We start from the raw sequence: 15,691 nt of genomic DNA, 5'->3' as shown, positions 1-15,691 counted from the left end.
AGTTATTCTCCATAAGCTATTTGATACATCACTACACGACGGTGTAGTTTTGTATCGGGTTCATAATCACTAAAATCAGATAACCGTTCTGCAAAATCAAATTCATCTTCTACCGCTTCAAACAATGCTTCGCGCAAGTTAAAGATGTCATCAACTTGATTGCTGTAAATGTCGATTTGCACTTGGTAATCATCTAAATCCCCATCTTCTAGGGCAGAATTTGGGGTGATGGTGGGGAATTGATACACAATGACGGGATGGGGCGTATTGGTATCAGGGATCACTTCATAAAAACAACGCCCTGCAACCAAAGGCGACAGGGCGTTAAATAAGTCGTGTTGGATCATTTGTTTCCTTCCCTTAAGATTTCCTCTCGTAAGGTGGTAATAATGGCATTGGCGGCTTGGTCTTTCGTTTGTTCAAACGCTGTGCGCAAGAAAGGGCGTGCCGGCATTTTTGATGTGCCGAACTCAACAAATCGCCAATAATACGGATCGTTAGGGTTATATGCCCCGCCTTTCTGTGCTTTGGCTTTAAACTTTTCGATTTGTTTACCCGAAAGCTTTTTTACACCAATATAGGTGTTAGTTTTGCCATTTCGACCGACTTTGGTCTTGGATTGAATGGCTTTTTTTAATGTACCTGCACGTCGGTGCGGCACTTTCTCTTTTAAGGTTGGGGCGTTAGTGCGTGCTTTGTCGCGTACAATCGCCCCACCTTTGCGCATTGCTTTAACGGCAATACGGTTGCTTGCTTTTCGGCCGAGTTCTTTCATTGCTGCCGACAACACCCTTAATCCTTCCACTTTGACCGTGCTAGCCATTGACTTTTTCCTTACATAACAGTTGCAATGCGGTGTTTCGTCCTTGGTAATTCAGCACTTCAACAATCTCAAAATGCCGTTCGCCAAAAACCACCCGCATTGTGGGCGTAATGCCTGCCCGATAACGTAACCAAATTTGCATGGTAACTTCCGACTGCACCTGTTGCGCGGAAAAATATTCTTTCCCCGTTAAGGGTTTGACTTCCGCCCAACATCTAACAACATCTTGCCATTCGGTAACCAATGCACCGTAGTTGTTTTGGGTGTTAATTTGCTGCTGTAGGGTAATTCGATGGCGCAATCTTCCAATATTCATTGTATTTTCCCTAAATTGCTATATAGGTATAACGTTCGACAATCATTTTGACTGCTGGCGGAAAAGATGCATATTTAGCCTGATTTAGCTCATTAACCCCGCTACGATTTTCGTACAAATAAGCAACCAACATCAAAATAGCGATTTTCAGATCCGCACCCACTTCAAGTGCGTTATCTGGGGCATTATCAATTGGTAATTCTGAAAATAACTTGCGATTCGTATGATTCTCAATCATTGCTTTAGCAGATCTTAAAAATACTTTCAGCAATTCATCTTCTTCATTCCCATCGATTCGACACTGCAATTTAATTTCATCTAACGTAATGTCCATTTTTACCCCTTAATAGCGGCCGTTTGGCCGCTTTATACATTAACCTTTACCTGCCAATGCTTTGATTGCCGAAGCATCTTCAAGCACGCAGTCAAAGCGGTGGAAGGCTAAAAAGCCTACTTGATCAAACTCAGCATAACGCTCTACCAGACGACGTAATGTCATACCTGATACGCGACGGATCACGAAACGACTAAAATCACCGAAATAAACAAATTTTGCTCCTGCAGCAATATCTGCGATACCTTGATCAATAACATATTGATGACCGAGAATAGTCGCTGGTGCCACACCAGCCACATCAGGCAACCATAATGGACGTTTTTGTCCATCAACCATTTCTTTCAGTGCTTTTAAGGTTTTATCATTAGGGGCTGTCCTAGATAACAACTAAAAAATCTATTTAGGTTAGAATGAACCAATGAGAAAAAGTCGTCTAAGTCAGCACAAACAAAATAAACTCATTGAGCTATTTGTTGCAGGTGTTACTGCAAGGACAGCAGCAGAGTTAGTCAATGTAAACAAAACGACTGCCGCATATTACTTTCATCGTTTACGCCAACTCATCTATCAAAACAGCCTTCACTTAGAGATGTTTGAAGGTGAAATTGAAGCCGATGAAAGTTATTTTGGCGGTGCTCGCAAAGGCAAACGTGGTCGTGGTGCGGCAGGGAAAATTGCGGTATTCGGGCTTCTCAAGTGCAATGGCAAGGTTTATACCGTTGCGGTTCCAAATACGCAATCTGCCACCTTGTTACCCATTATTCGGGAGCAGGTAAAGCCTGATAGTATTGTTTACACCGATAATTATCGTAGTTATGACGTGCTTGATGTGAGTGAATTTAGTCATTTTCGTATCAATCACAGCACACATTTTGCTGAAAATCATAACCACATTAACGGAATTGAGAATTTTTGGAGCCAAGCAAAACGCCATTTACGCAAATTTAATGGTATCCCAAAAGCGCATTTTGAGCTTTATTTAAAGGAATGTGAATGGCGTTTTAATTACAGCAACATAAAAAGTCAAATTTCTATTTTAAAACAATTGGTTAAAGGGAGTTTAGTCTAGTTATCTAGGACAGCCCCAAAAATTATTAAAGGACACTCCGATCGCACTCCGTATTGAAGCATTACAAGATAAACATAAACAACGCCATAATTTAACGGTTGATGGGATTATTAATGATCTGCAAGAATATCTCGCTATATGTACAGGTAAGAAGCCATTAACCATTACTACTGTAATTAAAAACGCCCAAGAGGGAACAACGCAAGCGGTAGATGACCGATGTTTTGTGTTTGAACCAACTGGGGCTAATAAGGCGTTTGAATTACTTGGCAAGCATTTAGGAATGTTCAGCCAAAAAGTAGATTTAACCTCAAGCGATGGCTCTATGGCATTAGGCTCATTAAGGGATTTATTTTCAGATGACGCAGAAGCTGATTAGTAAATTTTTGCCTTTTATTGAGCCTCATCGCTACAAAGTGGCTTATGGTGGGCGTGGTAGTGGTAAGTCTTGGACGATAGCGAGGCTGTTAATTGAAATTGCCCGCCGATTATCAATCCGTTTTTTGTGTGCAAGGGAATTACAGAACTCGATTAGTGATTCGGTGATTCAGTTACTTGCCGATACAATCGAACGCTATGGCTATCAAGCCGAATTTGATGTGCAGAAAAACAAAATCTACAACCTTAAAACGGGGGCGATTTTCCTGTTTTACGGCATCAAAAATAACCCAACTAAAATTAAATCCCTTGAGGGGATTGATATTTGCTGGGTGGAAGAAGCCGAAAATGTGTCAAAAGAGAGTTGGGAAATTTTAATCCCAACTATTCGGAAAGAATATTCTGAAATTTGGGTTTCCTTTAACCCGAAAAATATTCTTGATGATACTTATCAACGCTTTGTTGTTTCGCCGCCAAGCGATATTGTCCTGATTAAAGTTAATTTCACAGATAATCCCTTTTTCCCCGAAACCTTGCGATTAGAAATGGAAGATTGCAAGGCGAAAGATTATGAGCTTTATCGGCATATTTGGGAGGGGGAACCCGTTGCAGATAGCGATAAAGTGATCATTAAGCCCGTATGGATTGATGCCGCCGTTGATGCACATATTCAACTCGGGTTTAAACCTGAAGGCAGAAAAATTGTCGGCTTTGATGTGGCTGATGAAGGGGCTGATGCAAATGCCAATGCGTTTTCGCACGGTTCAGTGGTGCTACGGGTTGATGAATGGAAAGGCGATGATGTGATTGCCAGTGCGGATCGCACAAGGCTCAACGCCATTGAGTTTAACGCTGATGAAATTGTATTTGATAGCATTGGCGTTGGGGCAGGAGTGAAAGCCCATTACAACCGCATTAAAGATAAAAGGCTCGTGATTAATGGGTTTAATGCAGGCGGGGCGGTGTTTGAACCTGAAGAAGAATATGTTTTCGGTAAAACCAATCGAGATATGTTCGCCAATATCAAGGCTCAAGCGTGGTGGCGGCTGCGAGATCGCTTTTACAAAACCTATCGAGCCATCAAGTATCAGGAAAGCTATCCCGTTGATGAGCTAATCAGCCTTTCATCGCAAATTCACGATCTGGATTATTTAAAAGCGGAGTTATCCCGCCCTTATGTGGATTATGACAATAACGGGCGCGTGAAAGTCGAGAGCAAAAAAGAAATGAAAAAACGGGGCATCCCCTCACCAAATAAAGCGGATGCCTTGGTGATGTGCTTTGCCCCGAAAGACGATGTGTTATCACGATTTATTGGATTAGGTAGTTAATTATGCCATTTAACCAAGACGGCTATGCCGATGCCTTAGGGCTAAACCACTTTCAAAAAACACCACAAAAAAGCACCGCACTTTTGGATTTAACCCTGTATGAACTAGGTGGGTTGGCGGCTCGGGTGGTAGATATGCCAGCCGATGCGGCGATTTCTCGTTCTGTTGAGATTGAAGGTGATGAGGATAACGTGATTTTCAATGACCTTGATCGCCTGAAAATTTTGCCAGCCTTGGCGGATATGGTGCGTTGGTCGCGGCTATTCGGTGGCTCGGTGATGTTGCTTTTAACCGATGACGGGGCGAAGCTCAGCGAGCCGTTGAACATCAATAAACTCAATCGCATTGATGAGGTGAGGGTGTTTGATTTAAGTCAAATTTCACCGACAACAAGACGCTATTTAGATCCACGCCAAACCAATTATGGGCGGTTTGAAACCTACCGCCTCAATATTGGGGCGGTGAATGGCTCTCTTGAAAGCCAAGTGGAAATTCACGAAAGCCGCTTGTTATTTATGGGTGGAGATCCAATGCCTGAGCGATTAAAAAAAGGGTTGCATTGGGTTGGGCGTAGTGTCGTGAAGACAGCGTATCAAAAAATCCGTGATTATCAAACATCGCTCACTTGGTCATCATTAATTCTGGAGCGTAAACAGCAAGCCGTGCATAAAATGAAAGGGCTTGCCCTTGCCATCGGTAACGGTTTAGAAGATCAGATTAGAGAGCGGATTAACCTTGTTGAACGGGGGCGCAATCTACTAAACGGGGTGGCGGTAGATTTTGAAGATGATTACACCATTTTAAACGCTGATTTAAATGGCATCGTTGATGTGCTTGATGAGTTCAAAATCGCCATCTCGGCAGATGTGAATATTCCCGTGGCAATTTTATTCGGGCAATCAGCAAAAGGAATGAACGCCACAGGAAAAAGTGATTTTGAGAGCTATTATGACCTGATTGAGGGTATCCAGCAGCACAAAATCAAACCTGTACTAGAGCGGTTGATTGAATTGATGATGTTGCAAAAACATATTAAGCCATTTGAAAACTGGCAAATTCACTTTCCATCACTCAATACGCCAACAGATAAAGAGCAAGCGGAAGCCCGTAAATTGAATGCCGAAGCCGCCAAAGCAGAAATCGGACGGCTGATTGACTTAGTAGATAGCGGGGCATTATCAACGCAAGAATTACGGCAGCAAATTGCAGAAGAATTGGGGATTACAGCGGCGGCTTTGCCAGAGGTAAGCGAAGATGACATTAACGACTATCAAAAAGCCCAAAAAGCAAAAACGGTGGCTGTTTCCTGAGGCGATTGAGCGGGAGTATGTGAAGTATTTGCAAGCTATCGCCAAGCAAATTAGTGATACAGCAAGAAAAAAACTGCCTGAAATTGCACCGCACTTAAAGAGAATGCTACGCCAAGATGACAGCATTGAGATTTTAGAGCAATGGCTAACCGAATTGTTACAGGCAACCACCTTTTACACCCGTGATAATGACATTCGCCCTGCTGTGCGACAATTCCTGTCGCAAACGGCAGAGTTTAACAAGAAACAATTTCACAAAGTGCTAAAATCTGCGTACAAAGTGGATATTTTTGTATCAGAGCCTTGGCTTGATGAGGCGTTAAAGCTCGCTGAATGGCAGAATATTAGTTTAATTAAAACGGTACCGCAGCAGTTACACGAAAAACTACGTTATCGAATGGTTGAAGCACTACGCAAAGGCGAAAGCTATAAAAGCCTTGCGGCGGATTTAGAAAAGCTCCTTGATATTCCTAAACGCCGTGCAACGTTAATTGCACGCGATCAAATCGGCAAGCTCAACGGACGACTCACCCAATTACGTCAAGAAAATATCGGCGTAAAATCCTATATCTGGCGTGGCAGTTTAGATGAACGGGAACGTTTATCACACATTGAACGAGAGGGAAAGGAATTTCGCTGGGACAATCCCCCTGATGACGGACACCCTAGGTAGCCGATTTTATGCCGTTGTAGTGCGGAGGCGGTATTGCCGGAGTTTGAGGAGTTGGTTAGTCAAGGTAATGTTGTTGCGACAGCTGCTGTTGCAGCAACTAATCTTAATAATGAAGAAAAGTCCGTTAAAAATGCTATAATTCGAACACCCCTAACCGCAAAAAGTAAAATTAGTATGCGTAGTGAATGGGATGATGATTTCCCAGATACAATAATTGACAGAAAATTAGGTGAGGCAACCTCACACCCTCTATATGAAAGGGCAAAGTCTGGCTGTGTGGGAGAGGCGTATAATCTCGCTAAGGATCTTGTTTCTGACGATGCCATTTCTAAACTGGAAAAAATGATACAGGGTAAAGATGTTATTTTAGTGCCGGTTCACGCGGAAGAGAGTGCGGGTAGAAATATGATTCCAATTGCTGTTGCAACAGTTATTGGAAAAAGATTGAATGTGCCTGTTGATTTGTCTATTGTGCAGTCCACAAAAGTTTCTCGTACTGGTAGTGATGGTTGGCATAGATTAATCTATACACCTAAATTTAGTGGCGATGTCCCCCAAAAGTTAGCCATTATATTAGATGATACTCAAACTCAGGGTGGGACATTAGCGAGCCTAAAAGGGTACATTGAAACAAATAATGGGAAAGTTTTAGGTTCTTATGCTTTAACTGGGAAACAATATTCAGTACAATTGAGACTGTCAAGAGATACATTATTAGAATTAAGGAGTAAGTATGGAGAAATTGAAAACTAGTGGATTCAAGAGTTCGGCTATGACTTCTCAAAGCTCACGGAATGGGAAGCAAGATTCATACTCAACTCACGTAAAACACCTGACGAAGTCCGAAATACGATCCTTGCAAGAAAGTAAACGAAATGCTTACTATGAAATGATGGCAATGAGTTAATTTAGTTTTCATAAAGAACCCCTGAAACGCATAAATTTTCAGGGGTTCTATTAAGGATCATTAAATGCTAGCCAAAAAAGCAGAACAGTTAGCAAGGGCTTTGCACCGTGATCAGGTAGATAAAGCGGGAAAGCCTTATGTAGGGCATTTGCAAGCGGTTGTAAATAATCTACATAATCCAACTGATGAAATGATAGCAGTAGCTTGGCTACACGATAGCGTAGAAGATACGTCTATAACACTTAATCATATTGCTTCTGAATTTGGACAAGTTATTTCCGATGCCGTGGAGGCTATTTCTAAACGATCTGGTGAAAATTATCAGGATTATTTATGCCGTGTTAAACAAAGTCCGATTGCAAGATGGGTTAAGATTGCTGACTTAACACATAATGCTGATTTAACGAGATTAGTGCAAATTACGGAAAAAGATATAGCGAGGCGAAATAAATATTTAATGGCAATGGATTTTTTATTAGCGGAGGACTAACCGTGGTAATGCGATACGATCGCCGTGCGATACAAGCAAGGCGAGATGATAACGGGTTTATTTTTGATACCCCAGTTCTAACAAGGACTGGGGTTTTTCTTTATCAGTTGCCTGATGGCACGGTACGGCGAGAATATCGCCCGCCTGAGGAAGTCTTTAATGCTGATAGTTTAAGGCTATATAAAGGCATTCCGATCACAGATGATCATCACGGGGTGATTACAAAAGATAACGCCCATCTGGTGGTGGGGTCTGTGTTATCTGAGGGCAAGCAAGATGGCAAACATTTAACGGCGGAGGTGGTGATCCATAATACCCAAGCCGTGGATTTTGGCAAAAAAGAATTATCGGTAGGCTATGCGGTAGAGCTTGAGCATAAAAGTGGCATTACTGAGGACGGCGAGCCTTATGATGCGATTCAACGCAATATTAAGCCGAATCATTTAGCTATCGTAAAACGTGGGCGTGCAGGTGATGCAAAGCTCAATATGGACGCGGCAGATGCCGTAGAATTTCGTGAAGATGGAGAACCTCAAATGAGTGAAACAAAACTTTCAGATATTCGCCTAGATAGCGGCATTACTTATCAAGCCGCCCCTGAGGTGATTGTTGAATTTAATAAATTGAAACAAGATGCCGCTAATGCGGTTGCTGAAAAGGATAAAGAAACCGCTCGGGCAGATGCGTTAGAAGCGAAAGTAAAAAGCCTTGAAATGGAGATGGAAAAGATCAAACAAGATGCGGTGAATATCGCCAAAGCCCGCGTTGAGTTAGAAGGTATTGCAAAAGCCCATAAGGTCGACGTGAAAGCGGATAGCTCAGATCGTGCTTTACGCGAAGCGGTGATTGGGGCTATTCGTCAAGATGGAGCGGATTTATCGCAAAAATCTGATGCCTATATTGAAGCGGCTTTTGATATGGCGATGGCTGAAGCAAAATCTCGCCAAGACGCGTTAGGTTCGCAACGTAGCCAAGTAACACAAACCTTTACCCAAGATGGGCAAAAAGGTGAAAAATTAACAGGTCGTGCGGCAATGCTTGCCAGCCGTAATCAATAAGGAGAACAGCAATGTACGAATCATTTCAACGCCCTGCGTTCGCAGGAATGAAAGGCGACAGCCGCTATGATTTAGTCGAAACCTTTGCCGCAGAAAGTGCGGTCAAATTTGATCTGCCCCCAAAAAGTTAGACTATATTCTAATTTCATTCAAGGACTGAGTTCTGTATTCCACAGGGCTTAGTCCTTTGAGCTTCACTTGAATACGCTCATTGTTGTAGTAATGAATGTACTCGTGAATCACTTTTTCAAGCTGTTCAAAGGTTTCAAACCGCTTGCCAAAGTAACATTCCGTCTTCAATCGCCCGAAAAAGCTTTCCATCGCACCATTATCAAGGCAATTGCCTTTTCTCGACATACTTTGCTTAATACCGTGTTTTTTCAATATCTCCCGATAACCCATCATTTGATACTGCCACCCTTGGTCGGAATGCAGTATCGGTTTTTCCCCCGCTAATCGGTTCACCGCCTGGGTCAACATTCTGGTTATCTGCTCAAAATTCGGACTTCTCGCCACATCATAAGCAATAATTTCGTTATTAAACAAGTCTTTAATCGGCGATAAATACACTTTGCCTTCCGCACATTTGAACTCGGTGATATCCGTTACCCACTTCTCATTCGGCATCGTTGCCGTAAAATCCCGTTGCAACAGATTATCGGCAATGTGTCCCACTTTGCCTTGGTAAGAACGATATTTTTTCTGCTTACTTTTTCCTTTTAACCCCAAACGTTGCATTATCGCTTGCCCCCTTTTGTGGTTGATAATCAAGTATTTCCTTAATTCCAAGGTAATTCGACGATAACCATAATTTTCGTCATTTTTGCGATAAATTTCCTCTATTTTCTGTGAAATCGCTACATTTTTATCCGACTTTGGCTTGAGATGATAAAAGAACGAACTGCGTGCCAATCCGATTAGCCTGAGTAACAATTCCAACGGGAAACGCGAGCGTAAGGCATTTACGATGACGGCTTTTTCTGCATTTTTTGTTGGTTGAGTTCCTGCAACTTTTTTAGCATTGCATTCTCCGCTTCTAATTCCAAAATTCGGTAACGCAAGCGTTCTTCTTCTGTTTTGGGCGTTGGTGGCATTTTAGGTGAGTTGAGTTTCATACTTGGACGACCTTTAGGTTTGAGTAATAACCCATCTATACCTTGTTTTTCAAAGCGTTGCAACCATTGACTAATTATCCCTGAACTGGGGATATCAAAGTGAAAGCAGGCGGCTTCAGCGGAGCACTGGCCTTTTTTGATAGCTTGAATAACCTTTAATTTAAACTCAACAGAATAACATCGTTTTTTACCTAACACAGCTAATCCATTGATTCCATTATGATTAAATTTCGCAATCCAACGTGCTAACGTGCTTTGGGGAAGCTGAAAATACTGGCGAGTAAGCGAACGGTTTTTTCCATTTTGATGATAAAAGTCGAGCACTTGTTGTTTGAAACGTTGAGTATATTTAGTCATAAAAAATCTGCACCTTAATCAGTTGGTTGTTTAGTCTAACTTTTGGGGTGCAGATCAATTTTAGTCTTTTTTTAGACCGCACTTTATAAGAAAAGTGCGGTGGAATTTTTACGGTATTTCATCAATATCGTCTTTATTCACTTTTTGAATAATCATATGCTCACGTTTTAAGCCGAGATCGAGTGCGATACTAATCGCGATATAGATGGTGGAATATGTACCAAATCCAATACCGATTAATAGGGCAAGGGAGAAGCTGTGAATGGTTGGGCCGCCAAACACAAATAACGCGATCACCACAAAAAGGGTTGTGATCGAGGTCATTAAGGTTCTTGATAAGGTTTGAGTGAGTGAAATGTCAATGATTTCCACCGTGTCAATACGGCGAATTTTGCGGAAATTTTCACGCACGCGGTCAAAAACCACGATACTATCGTTTAGGGAATAGCCCACCACAGAAAGAATTGCCGCGACGAAAGTGAGATCCATTTCAATTTGAAAATAAGAAAACACGCCGAGCGTTACGATCACATCGTGAGCAAGTGCCACAATCCCGCCAGCGGATAAACGCCATTCAAAGCGGAATGCGATGTAAGCAAGTAGCATTAAGAGCGTAATCAATGTGGCATAAATCGCTCCTTGAGTGAGTTCCTCACCCACATTTGGCCCCACAAATTCGACACTACGAATTTGAATATCGCTGTCTAGCTGACTTAGCATTCCTTTGATTTGCGTCCCAATATCCGCCCCGCCCGCAGAGGCAGGCAGGCGGATCATCACATCACGCACGCCGCCAGTGGTTTGCACCAATGGGCTTTCAATGCCATTTGCTTTTAAGGTGGCACGGATTTTTTCCAGATCTGCAGGCTGAGAAAAGTGGGTATCCACCACCGTTCCCCCAGTAAAATCCAAGCCCCAGTTAAAGCCTTTGGTTATGATGCTTGTAATACAAAGTGCAGTAATAATAAATGAGAAAATATAGCCGATAAGGCGATATTTCATAAATGGCGTAAACCGAAAAGGCAGAATAACCCCTTTATATTGATGCACTTTTTTATTTTGTGTTAATAAACTCACAGTAACCACCTTAGATTGATAATTTCTCTACACGTTTGCCGCCGTAAAGGAAATTGACGAGCATTCGCGTTCCTGTAATTGCGGTAAACATTGAGATCGCGACCCCAAGTGAAAGGGTAATGGCGAAGCCTTTAATCGGCCCTGTTCCCACAGCATAAAGGACGATAGAGGTTAAAATTGTGGTTAAGTTGGCATCAAAAATACTGCTAAACGCCCCGTTGTAGCCCTCGTTAATGGCTTGCTGCACGCTTCTTCCGTTGCGGAGTTCTTCTTTTATACGCTCAAAGATCAGCACGTTGGCATCAACGGACATTCCCACTGAGAGGATAATCCCCGCAATCCCTGGCATCGTGAGGGTTGCCCCTGGTAATAAGGACATTAAGCCCACAAGCAAGACCATATTTGCAAGTAATGCAAGGCTTGCGAACAAGCCGAATACTTTGTAGTAAATCACCATAAAGAGCAGGGTGATCGCTAAGCCCCAAAGCCCAGCTTGTAAGCCTTGTTCAACATTTTGCGCCCCAAGAGATGGCCCGACGGTGCGTTCTTCCACAATTTGAATTGGTGCGGTTAATGCACCAGAACGGAGCAATACTGCCAGATTTTGTGCTTCGCTTGGGCTATCAATCCCTGTAATTTGGAATTGGCTACCAAAACGCCCTTGAATTGTGGCGATATTGATCACTTCTTCATGTTTAGTAAGGAGGGTTTTGCCGTTTTCATCTTTTTTGCCACTATCTTTATATTCTACATATAAGGTAGCCATTGGCTTTTTCAGATTCATTTTGGTGGTTTGCGACATAATATCCCCACCTTCGCTATCTAGCGTTACGCTTACTTGTGGGCTGGCAGTGTGTTGATCCATACCAGATGACGCGTTGATAATATGATCGCCGCCCAATACCGCACGTTTATACAACACCACAGGGCGATTATTGCGGTCAAATTTTACTTCAGAATCTGAAGGTAGCATACCACGCATTGCGGCATCAACATTGGCATTTTGATTGACTAAGCGAAATTCTAAAGTGGCAGTTGCCCCCAAAATTTCTTTTGCTCGTGCGGTATCTTGCACACCCGGCAATTCAACCACGATACGATCTGCCCCTTGACGTTGAATGACTGGCTCAGAAACGCCAAGTTCTTCGACACGGCGACGTAAAATGCTTAAGTTTTGCTCAATGGCGTGATCACGAGTTTCATTGAGTGCTGCATCAGAAAGTGCCAACGAAAGGGTGTTATTAGACACTTCATTGACGACTAAATTCGGGTGAGCTTGGCGTAGCAACCGCTGAAGGCTAGAAAGTTGATCAGGGTTTTTCAAGGTGATCAAGGTACTATAATTTTCACCCGCACGAATGTTAGTGTATGGATATTTTGCTTTGCGTAATTCTGCATATAGCCCATCTTGCAACTGTTCTTGACGTTTGGTAAGAGCAGTATTCATATCTACTTCCATTAAGAAGCGAACACCACCACGCAAGTCCAAGCCCCATTTCATCGGGTTTCCACCAATATCTGCCAACCATTTTGGCGTAGCTGGGGCGAGGTTTAATGCCACAGAATAATTATTGCCTAATTTCTCGCTGATTTTATCTTTGGCAAGTAATTGATCGTCTGTATTATGAAAACGAGCAAGAATAGAACCGTTTTCTAATTTAATGGATTTTGTAGTGAGATGATTTTCGTTAAGAAGCGTTTGCACATTGCTAAGGGTTGTAGTGTTGGCTTCTTGGCCACGAGTTCCTGAAATTTGAACGGCAGGATCTTCGCCGTAAAGATTTGGAAGGGAGTATAAAACACCAATGGCGACCACGAGGATCACCATTATATTCTTCCATAAAGGGTAACGATTTAACATAGATTTTCCTGTTCCCTTGCGGAAAAGTTAAAAATTAAAGGCTTTTTAATGAACCTTTTGGTAACACAGCCACGATAAAATCACGTTTGATCGTGATTTCTGTGCTGTCATTTAATGCAAGAACAACGTAATCGCTTTCTGCACCAATTTTGGTGATTTTACCAATAATCCCACCAGAGGTTAGCACTTCCGTACCTTTTGCTAACTCAGCCATTAATTGTTTGTGGGCTTTATTGCGTTTCGCTTGCGGGCGATAAATCATAAAATAGAAAATCAGACCGAAAAGAACGAAAATAAATAACATTGACATTGGGCTACCTTGTTGCGCTTCCATTTTTTATCCTTCTATTAAAGTTAAATGATGAAAATATAGGGCGTTAAAATAGCACAAAATCCCTTTATTGACAAAGTGCTTTTGTGAAAGTGCGGGGAGTTATGAGGGCGTTTTTGCCAAAAAACGGGCTGAAAAAGCACCGCACTTTGGGTTTTGAGGAAAAGAAAACCTGTAAAAATACAGGTTTGGATAATTAATGTTTTTTAGCCAGCTGGGTTGCCAAATAAGCCCAACCAACCATAATGATTGCAAAAATCACTAAACCAAAGGTAAAGTTCATTTTTCTACCTCCTTTTTCATTTGATTAAATTTTCTACCCGCAATTAATCCGCTATATGCTGCAACAGCAAGTAAGCAGGAGTTGATTAATTTTAAATATAAAGGATCTTTTCCATAGAGTATAACAGGTATTGCTAAGATAGCAACTTTCGCAATATCGATAGAAATTTTTTTCCAATCCTCTAATGTTTCAGGCTCAATTGGACGCATTATAAGGTTAAACATTTATTCTCCTTCTTTCTCTCATCACTTCCCCCATCGACGCCAATTCCGCTTGTGGAATGTGCTGTTTGCCTAGTTCAAATAAAGGCTCTTCAATGGCGATATGGTTGTCGTAGCCCGCGATAAAATTTTCGATCAGATCGAGGGAAATGTGCGTTATTTCCTCATTAAGTAAGGCTTCAAGCTGGGCGGATAACGCCGCCCAGTTTTGATGCAGACTTTCGTGCTGGCTTTCTAACTGTTCCACCTCTGCCTTGGCTTGCGGATAATGTTTCAACAAAGCAGGGAAAAAATCTTTTTCTTCATCATCGTGGTGCAAAGGGGCGGCGAGATTGAAATAATTCAAAATCTGCTGCACGTCCTTTTTCACCGCTTGAATATTGCCGTTTTTTTCCAAATAGCTAGGCAAAATATTCAGCTGACGGCAGAACATTTTCACTTTGCCGTGGCAGGCGTAAAGCATTTCAATTGGCTCATTCCAGCTGGCAAATTGTTGCGGTTGAAGATTAAGCATTTTGTTCACCTTGTGGACTAGAAGATTGTGCATTAGCAGCTTGTGCGTTTTGTTGCACTTCACTTTGCAATGGAGGCACAGGTTTACCAATGCGAGCGTAGAAATCCACCACGAATTGATCGAAACGGTCTTCATCAATAGCTTGGCGAATTTGTGCCATTAAGCGTTGATAATAACGTAAATTGTGAATAGTGTTTAATCTTGCGCCTAAAATTTCACCGCACTTATCTAAATGGTAAAGATAGGCTTTGGTGTAATTTTTACAGGTGTAACAATCACATTCTGGATCAAGCGGGCTTGTGTCATCACGGTATTTCGCATTACGAATTTTCACAATCCCGTCTGTAACAAATAAATGTCCGTTGCGTGCGTTGCGGGTTGGCATTACGCAATCGAACATATCAATCCCACGACGCACGCCTTCCACCAAATCTTCAGGCTTTCCCACGCCCATTAAGTAGCGAGGCTTATCCGCAGGCAGTTGCGGGCAAACATATTCTAAAATGCGGTGCATATCTTCTTTCGGCTCGCCCACTGCCAAACCGCCCACCGCATAACCGTCAAAGCCGATCTCTACCAAGCCTTCAACGGAAACTTTGCGTAATTCTTCATACACGCCACCTTGCACAATGCCGAATAAGGCGTTTTGATTGCCTAACTCATCGAAACGGTTACGGCTACGTTTCGCCCAGCGGAGCGACATTTCCATTGATTTTTTCGCATAATCAAAGGTGGCGGGATAAGGCGTGCATTCATCAAAAATCATCACAATATCAGAGCCTAAATCATATTGGATTTCCATTGATTTCTCGGGGGATAAAAAAATGCGTTCGCCATTGATCGGATTTTGGAATTTCACGCCCTCTTCGGTGATTTTGCGTAATTTGCCAAGGCTGAACACTTGGAAGCCGCCGCTATCGGTTAAAATCGGGCGATGCCAGTTCATAAAATCGTGCAAATCGCCGTGCTTACGCATAATTTCTTGCCCTGGACGTAACCATAAATGAAATGTGTTGCCGAGTAAAATTTCCGCCCCCGTTTCACGCACTTCTTCTGGGGTCATTCCTTTCACTGTGCCGTAAGTTCCCACAGGCATAAAGGCAGGGGTTTGCACTTCAAATTCCCCTTGTGGACGTTGGAAAGTCATTGTGCCACGGCGTGCCGTGCCATCGGTTTTATGAAGTTTAAATTTCATTGTCATTATGTTTCCTTTTCGAATAAACAGTTCGAGGGTTAATTA

At 42.4% G+C, this 15,691-nt stretch carries 19 protein-coding genes and 1 pseudogene; 8 read left to right on the top strand and 12 right to left on the bottom strand.

What is annotated here, in order from left to right; all coding sequences use genetic code 11:
* Positions 1–2: 2 nt before the first annotated feature.
* The 5 genes from DXZ23_RS06885 to DXZ23_RS06865 are packed head-to-tail and all read right to left on the bottom strand — an operon-like array spanning position 3 to position 1,863.
* Positions 3–347 carry a DUF3168 domain-containing protein gene (locus DXZ23_RS06885; protein ID WP_035695927.1) on the bottom strand — a complete coding sequence of 115 codons (345 nt, stop codon included), beginning with the start codon at positions 345–347 and terminating at the stop codon, positions 3–5.
* Entirely contained in the window at positions 344–823 is a 480-nt protein-coding gene (locus tag DXZ23_RS06880) for an HK97-gp10 family putative phage morphogenesis protein (RefSeq protein ID WP_017806172.1), read from the bottom strand. The genes DXZ23_RS06885 and DXZ23_RS06880 overlap by 4 nt, the downstream gene beginning before the upstream one ends.
* Positions 816–1,139, bottom strand: coding sequence for a phage head closure protein (locus DXZ23_RS06875; protein ID WP_017806173.1), 324 nt, complete (start codon positions 1,137–1,139; stop codon positions 816–818). The genes DXZ23_RS06880 and DXZ23_RS06875 overlap by 8 nt, the downstream gene beginning before the upstream one ends.
* Before the next feature lie 10 nt (positions 1,140–1,149).
* The gene (locus DXZ23_RS06870) at positions 1,150–1,473 is read right to left on the bottom strand and encodes a head-tail connector protein (RefSeq protein ID WP_017806174.1); all 324 of its coding nucleotides are present in this window, start codon (positions 1,471–1,473) and stop codon (positions 1,150–1,152) included.
* Between the two features lie 39 nt (positions 1,474–1,512).
* Positions 1,513–1,863, bottom strand: coding sequence for a phage major capsid protein (locus DXZ23_RS06865; RefSeq protein WP_242510704.1), 351 nt, complete (start codon positions 1,861–1,863; stop codon positions 1,513–1,515).
* 31 nt (positions 1,864–1,894) lie between these two features.
* On the opposite strand from DXZ23_RS06865, the gene DXZ23_RS06860 reads away from it, so the two are divergent.
* The 8 genes and pseudogenes from DXZ23_RS06860 (at position 1,895) to DXZ23_RS06830 (ending at position 8,692) form a co-directional block, all read left to right on the top strand.
* On the top strand, positions 1,895–2,545 hold the full coding sequence (locus tag DXZ23_RS06860) for an IS1595 family transposase (RefSeq protein ID WP_035695940.1): 651 nt from the start codon (positions 1,895–1,897) through the stop codon (positions 2,543–2,545).
* Between the two features lie 22 nt (positions 2,546–2,567).
* A pseudogene (locus DXZ23_RS06855) lies at positions 2,568–2,924 on the top strand (terminase small subunit); the annotation flags it as partial.
* Positions 2,905–4,254, top strand: a complete 1,350-nt coding sequence (locus DXZ23_RS06850) for a PBSX family phage terminase large subunit (protein WP_035695559.1) — start codon at positions 2,905–2,907, stop codon at positions 4,252–4,254. The pseudogene DXZ23_RS06855 and the gene DXZ23_RS06850, both read left to right, overlap by 20 nt.
* Positions 4,255–4,256: 2 nt before the next feature.
* Positions 4,257–5,564, top strand: coding sequence for a phage portal protein (locus DXZ23_RS06845; protein WP_017806178.1), 1,308 nt, complete (start codon positions 4,257–4,259; stop codon positions 5,562–5,564).
* Positions 5,509–6,237 carry a phage minor head protein gene (locus DXZ23_RS15410; protein ID WP_017806179.1) on the top strand — a complete coding sequence of 243 codons (729 nt, stop codon included), beginning with the start codon at positions 5,509–5,511 and terminating at the stop codon, positions 6,235–6,237. Before DXZ23_RS06845 ends, DXZ23_RS15410 begins: the two co-directional genes overlap by 56 nt.
* 33 nt (positions 6,238–6,270) lie before the next feature.
* Positions 6,271–6,990 carry a phosphoribosyltransferase gene (locus tag DXZ23_RS15405; protein WP_017806180.1) on the top strand — a complete coding sequence of 240 codons (720 nt, stop codon included), beginning with the start codon at positions 6,271–6,273 and terminating at the stop codon, positions 6,988–6,990.
* Positions 6,991–7,208: 218 nt separating this feature from the next.
* Entirely contained in the window at positions 7,209–7,634 is a 426-nt protein-coding gene (locus tag DXZ23_RS06835; RefSeq protein ID WP_017806182.1) for an HD domain-containing protein, read from the top strand.
* A gap of 2 nt (positions 7,635–7,636) precedes the next feature.
* A complete protein-coding gene (locus DXZ23_RS06830; protein WP_026138527.1) occupies positions 7,637–8,692 on the top strand; it encodes a DUF2213 domain-containing protein in 1,056 nt (351 codons plus the stop codon).
* Between the two features lie 132 nt (positions 8,693–8,824).
* On the opposite strand, the gene DXZ23_RS06825 is transcribed toward DXZ23_RS06830, so the two are convergent.
* The 7 genes from DXZ23_RS06825 to tgt form a co-directional block, all read right to left on the bottom strand.
* Positions 8,825–10,164, bottom strand: a protein-coding gene (locus DXZ23_RS06825; protein ID WP_114995481.1) for an IS3 family transposase whose coding sequence is annotated in 2 segments (ribosomal slippage) — positions 8,825–9,714 and positions 9,714–10,164 — 1,341 coding nt in all. Because the reading frame shifts where the segments join, the coding sequence is not laid out codon by codon here.
* 108 nt (positions 10,165–10,272) lie between these two features.
* Positions 10,273–11,166 carry a protein translocase subunit SecF gene (secF, locus tag DXZ23_RS06820; protein ID WP_021724529.1) on the bottom strand — a complete coding sequence of 298 codons (894 nt, stop codon included), beginning with the start codon at positions 11,164–11,166 and terminating at the stop codon, positions 10,273–10,275.
* A gap of 85 nt (positions 11,167–11,251) precedes the next feature.
* Positions 11,252–13,102, bottom strand: a complete 1,851-nt coding sequence (gene secD, locus DXZ23_RS06815) for a protein translocase subunit SecD (RefSeq protein ID WP_017806187.1) — start codon at positions 13,100–13,102, stop codon at positions 11,252–11,254.
* Positions 13,103–13,136: 34 nt separating this feature from the next.
* A complete protein-coding gene (yajC, locus tag DXZ23_RS06810; RefSeq protein ID WP_017806188.1) occupies positions 13,137–13,436 on the bottom strand; it encodes a preprotein translocase subunit YajC in 300 nt (99 codons plus the stop codon).
* A 276-nt stretch (positions 13,437–13,712) separates the two neighbouring features.
* Positions 13,713–13,940, bottom strand: coding sequence for a hypothetical protein (locus DXZ23_RS06805; RefSeq protein ID WP_017806190.1), 228 nt, complete (start codon positions 13,938–13,940; stop codon positions 13,713–13,715).
* Positions 13,933–14,451: a hemerythrin domain-containing protein gene (locus DXZ23_RS06800; RefSeq protein WP_017806191.1), complete on the bottom strand. Its 519-nt coding sequence runs from the start codon at positions 14,449–14,451 to the stop codon at positions 13,933–13,935. Before DXZ23_RS06800 ends, DXZ23_RS06805 begins: the two co-directional genes overlap by 8 nt.
* Entirely contained in the window at positions 14,444–15,646 is a 1,203-nt protein-coding gene (tgt, locus tag DXZ23_RS06795; protein WP_021724525.1) for a tRNA guanosine(34) transglycosylase Tgt, read from the bottom strand. The genes DXZ23_RS06800 and tgt overlap by 8 nt, the downstream gene beginning before the upstream one ends.
* Between the last annotated feature and the right edge of the window lie 45 nt (positions 15,647–15,691).

Origin of the sequence: Avibacterium paragallinarum, from assembly GCF_900450705.1 — a bacterium.
GTDB classification, from domain to species: Bacteria; Pseudomonadota; Gammaproteobacteria; order Enterobacterales; family Pasteurellaceae; genus Avibacterium; species Avibacterium paragallinarum.
Note: the sequence above shows the minus strand (reverse complement) of the source record. Positions and strands in the feature narration are given on the sequence as shown.

Coding starts and splice junctions, on each gene's coding strand:
- DXZ23_RS06885 (WP_035695927.1), bottom strand. CDS start 347: ATGATCCAACACGACTTATTTAACGCCCTGTCGCCTTTGGTTGCAGGG.
- DXZ23_RS06880 (WP_017806172.1), bottom strand. CDS start 823: ATGGCTAGCACGGTCAAAGTGGAAGGATTAAGGGTGTTGTCGGCAGCA.
- DXZ23_RS06875 (WP_017806173.1), bottom strand. CDS start 1,139: ATGAATATTGGAAGATTGCGCCATCGAATTACCCTACAGCAGCAAATT.
- DXZ23_RS06870 (WP_017806174.1), bottom strand. CDS start 1,473: ATGGACATTACGTTAGATGAAATTAAATTGCAGTGTCGAATCGATGGG.
- DXZ23_RS06860 (WP_035695940.1), top strand. CDS start 1,895: ATGAGAAAAAGTCGTCTAAGTCAGCACAAACAAAATAAACTCATTGAG.
- DXZ23_RS06850 (WP_035695559.1), top strand. CDS start 2,905: ATGACGCAGAAGCTGATTAGTAAATTTTTGCCTTTTATTGAGCCTCAT.
- DXZ23_RS06845 (WP_017806178.1), top strand. CDS start 4,257: ATGCCATTTAACCAAGACGGCTATGCCGATGCCTTAGGGCTAAACCAC.
- DXZ23_RS15410 (WP_017806179.1), top strand. CDS start 5,509: ATGACATTAACGACTATCAAAAAGCCCAAAAAGCAAAAACGGTGGCTG.
- DXZ23_RS06835 (WP_017806182.1), top strand. CDS start 7,209: ATGCTAGCCAAAAAAGCAGAACAGTTAGCAAGGGCTTTGCACCGTGAT.
- secF (WP_021724529.1), bottom strand. CDS start 11,166: ATGAAATATCGCCTTATCGGCTATATTTTCTCATTTATTATTACTGCA.
- secD (WP_017806187.1), bottom strand. CDS start 13,102: ATGTTAAATCGTTACCCTTTATGGAAGAATATAATGGTGATCCTCGTG.
- yajC (WP_017806188.1), bottom strand. CDS start 13,436: ATGGAAGCGCAACAAGGTAGCCCAATGTCAATGTTATTTATTTTCGTT.
- DXZ23_RS06805 (WP_017806190.1), bottom strand. CDS start 13,940: ATGTTTAACCTTATAATGCGTCCAATTGAGCCTGAAACATTAGAGGAT.
- DXZ23_RS06800 (WP_017806191.1), bottom strand. CDS start 14,451: ATGCTTAATCTTCAACCGCAACAATTTGCCAGCTGGAATGAGCCAATT.
- tgt (WP_021724525.1), bottom strand. CDS start 15,646: ATGAAATTTAAACTTCATAAAACCGATGGCACGGCACGCCGTGGCACA.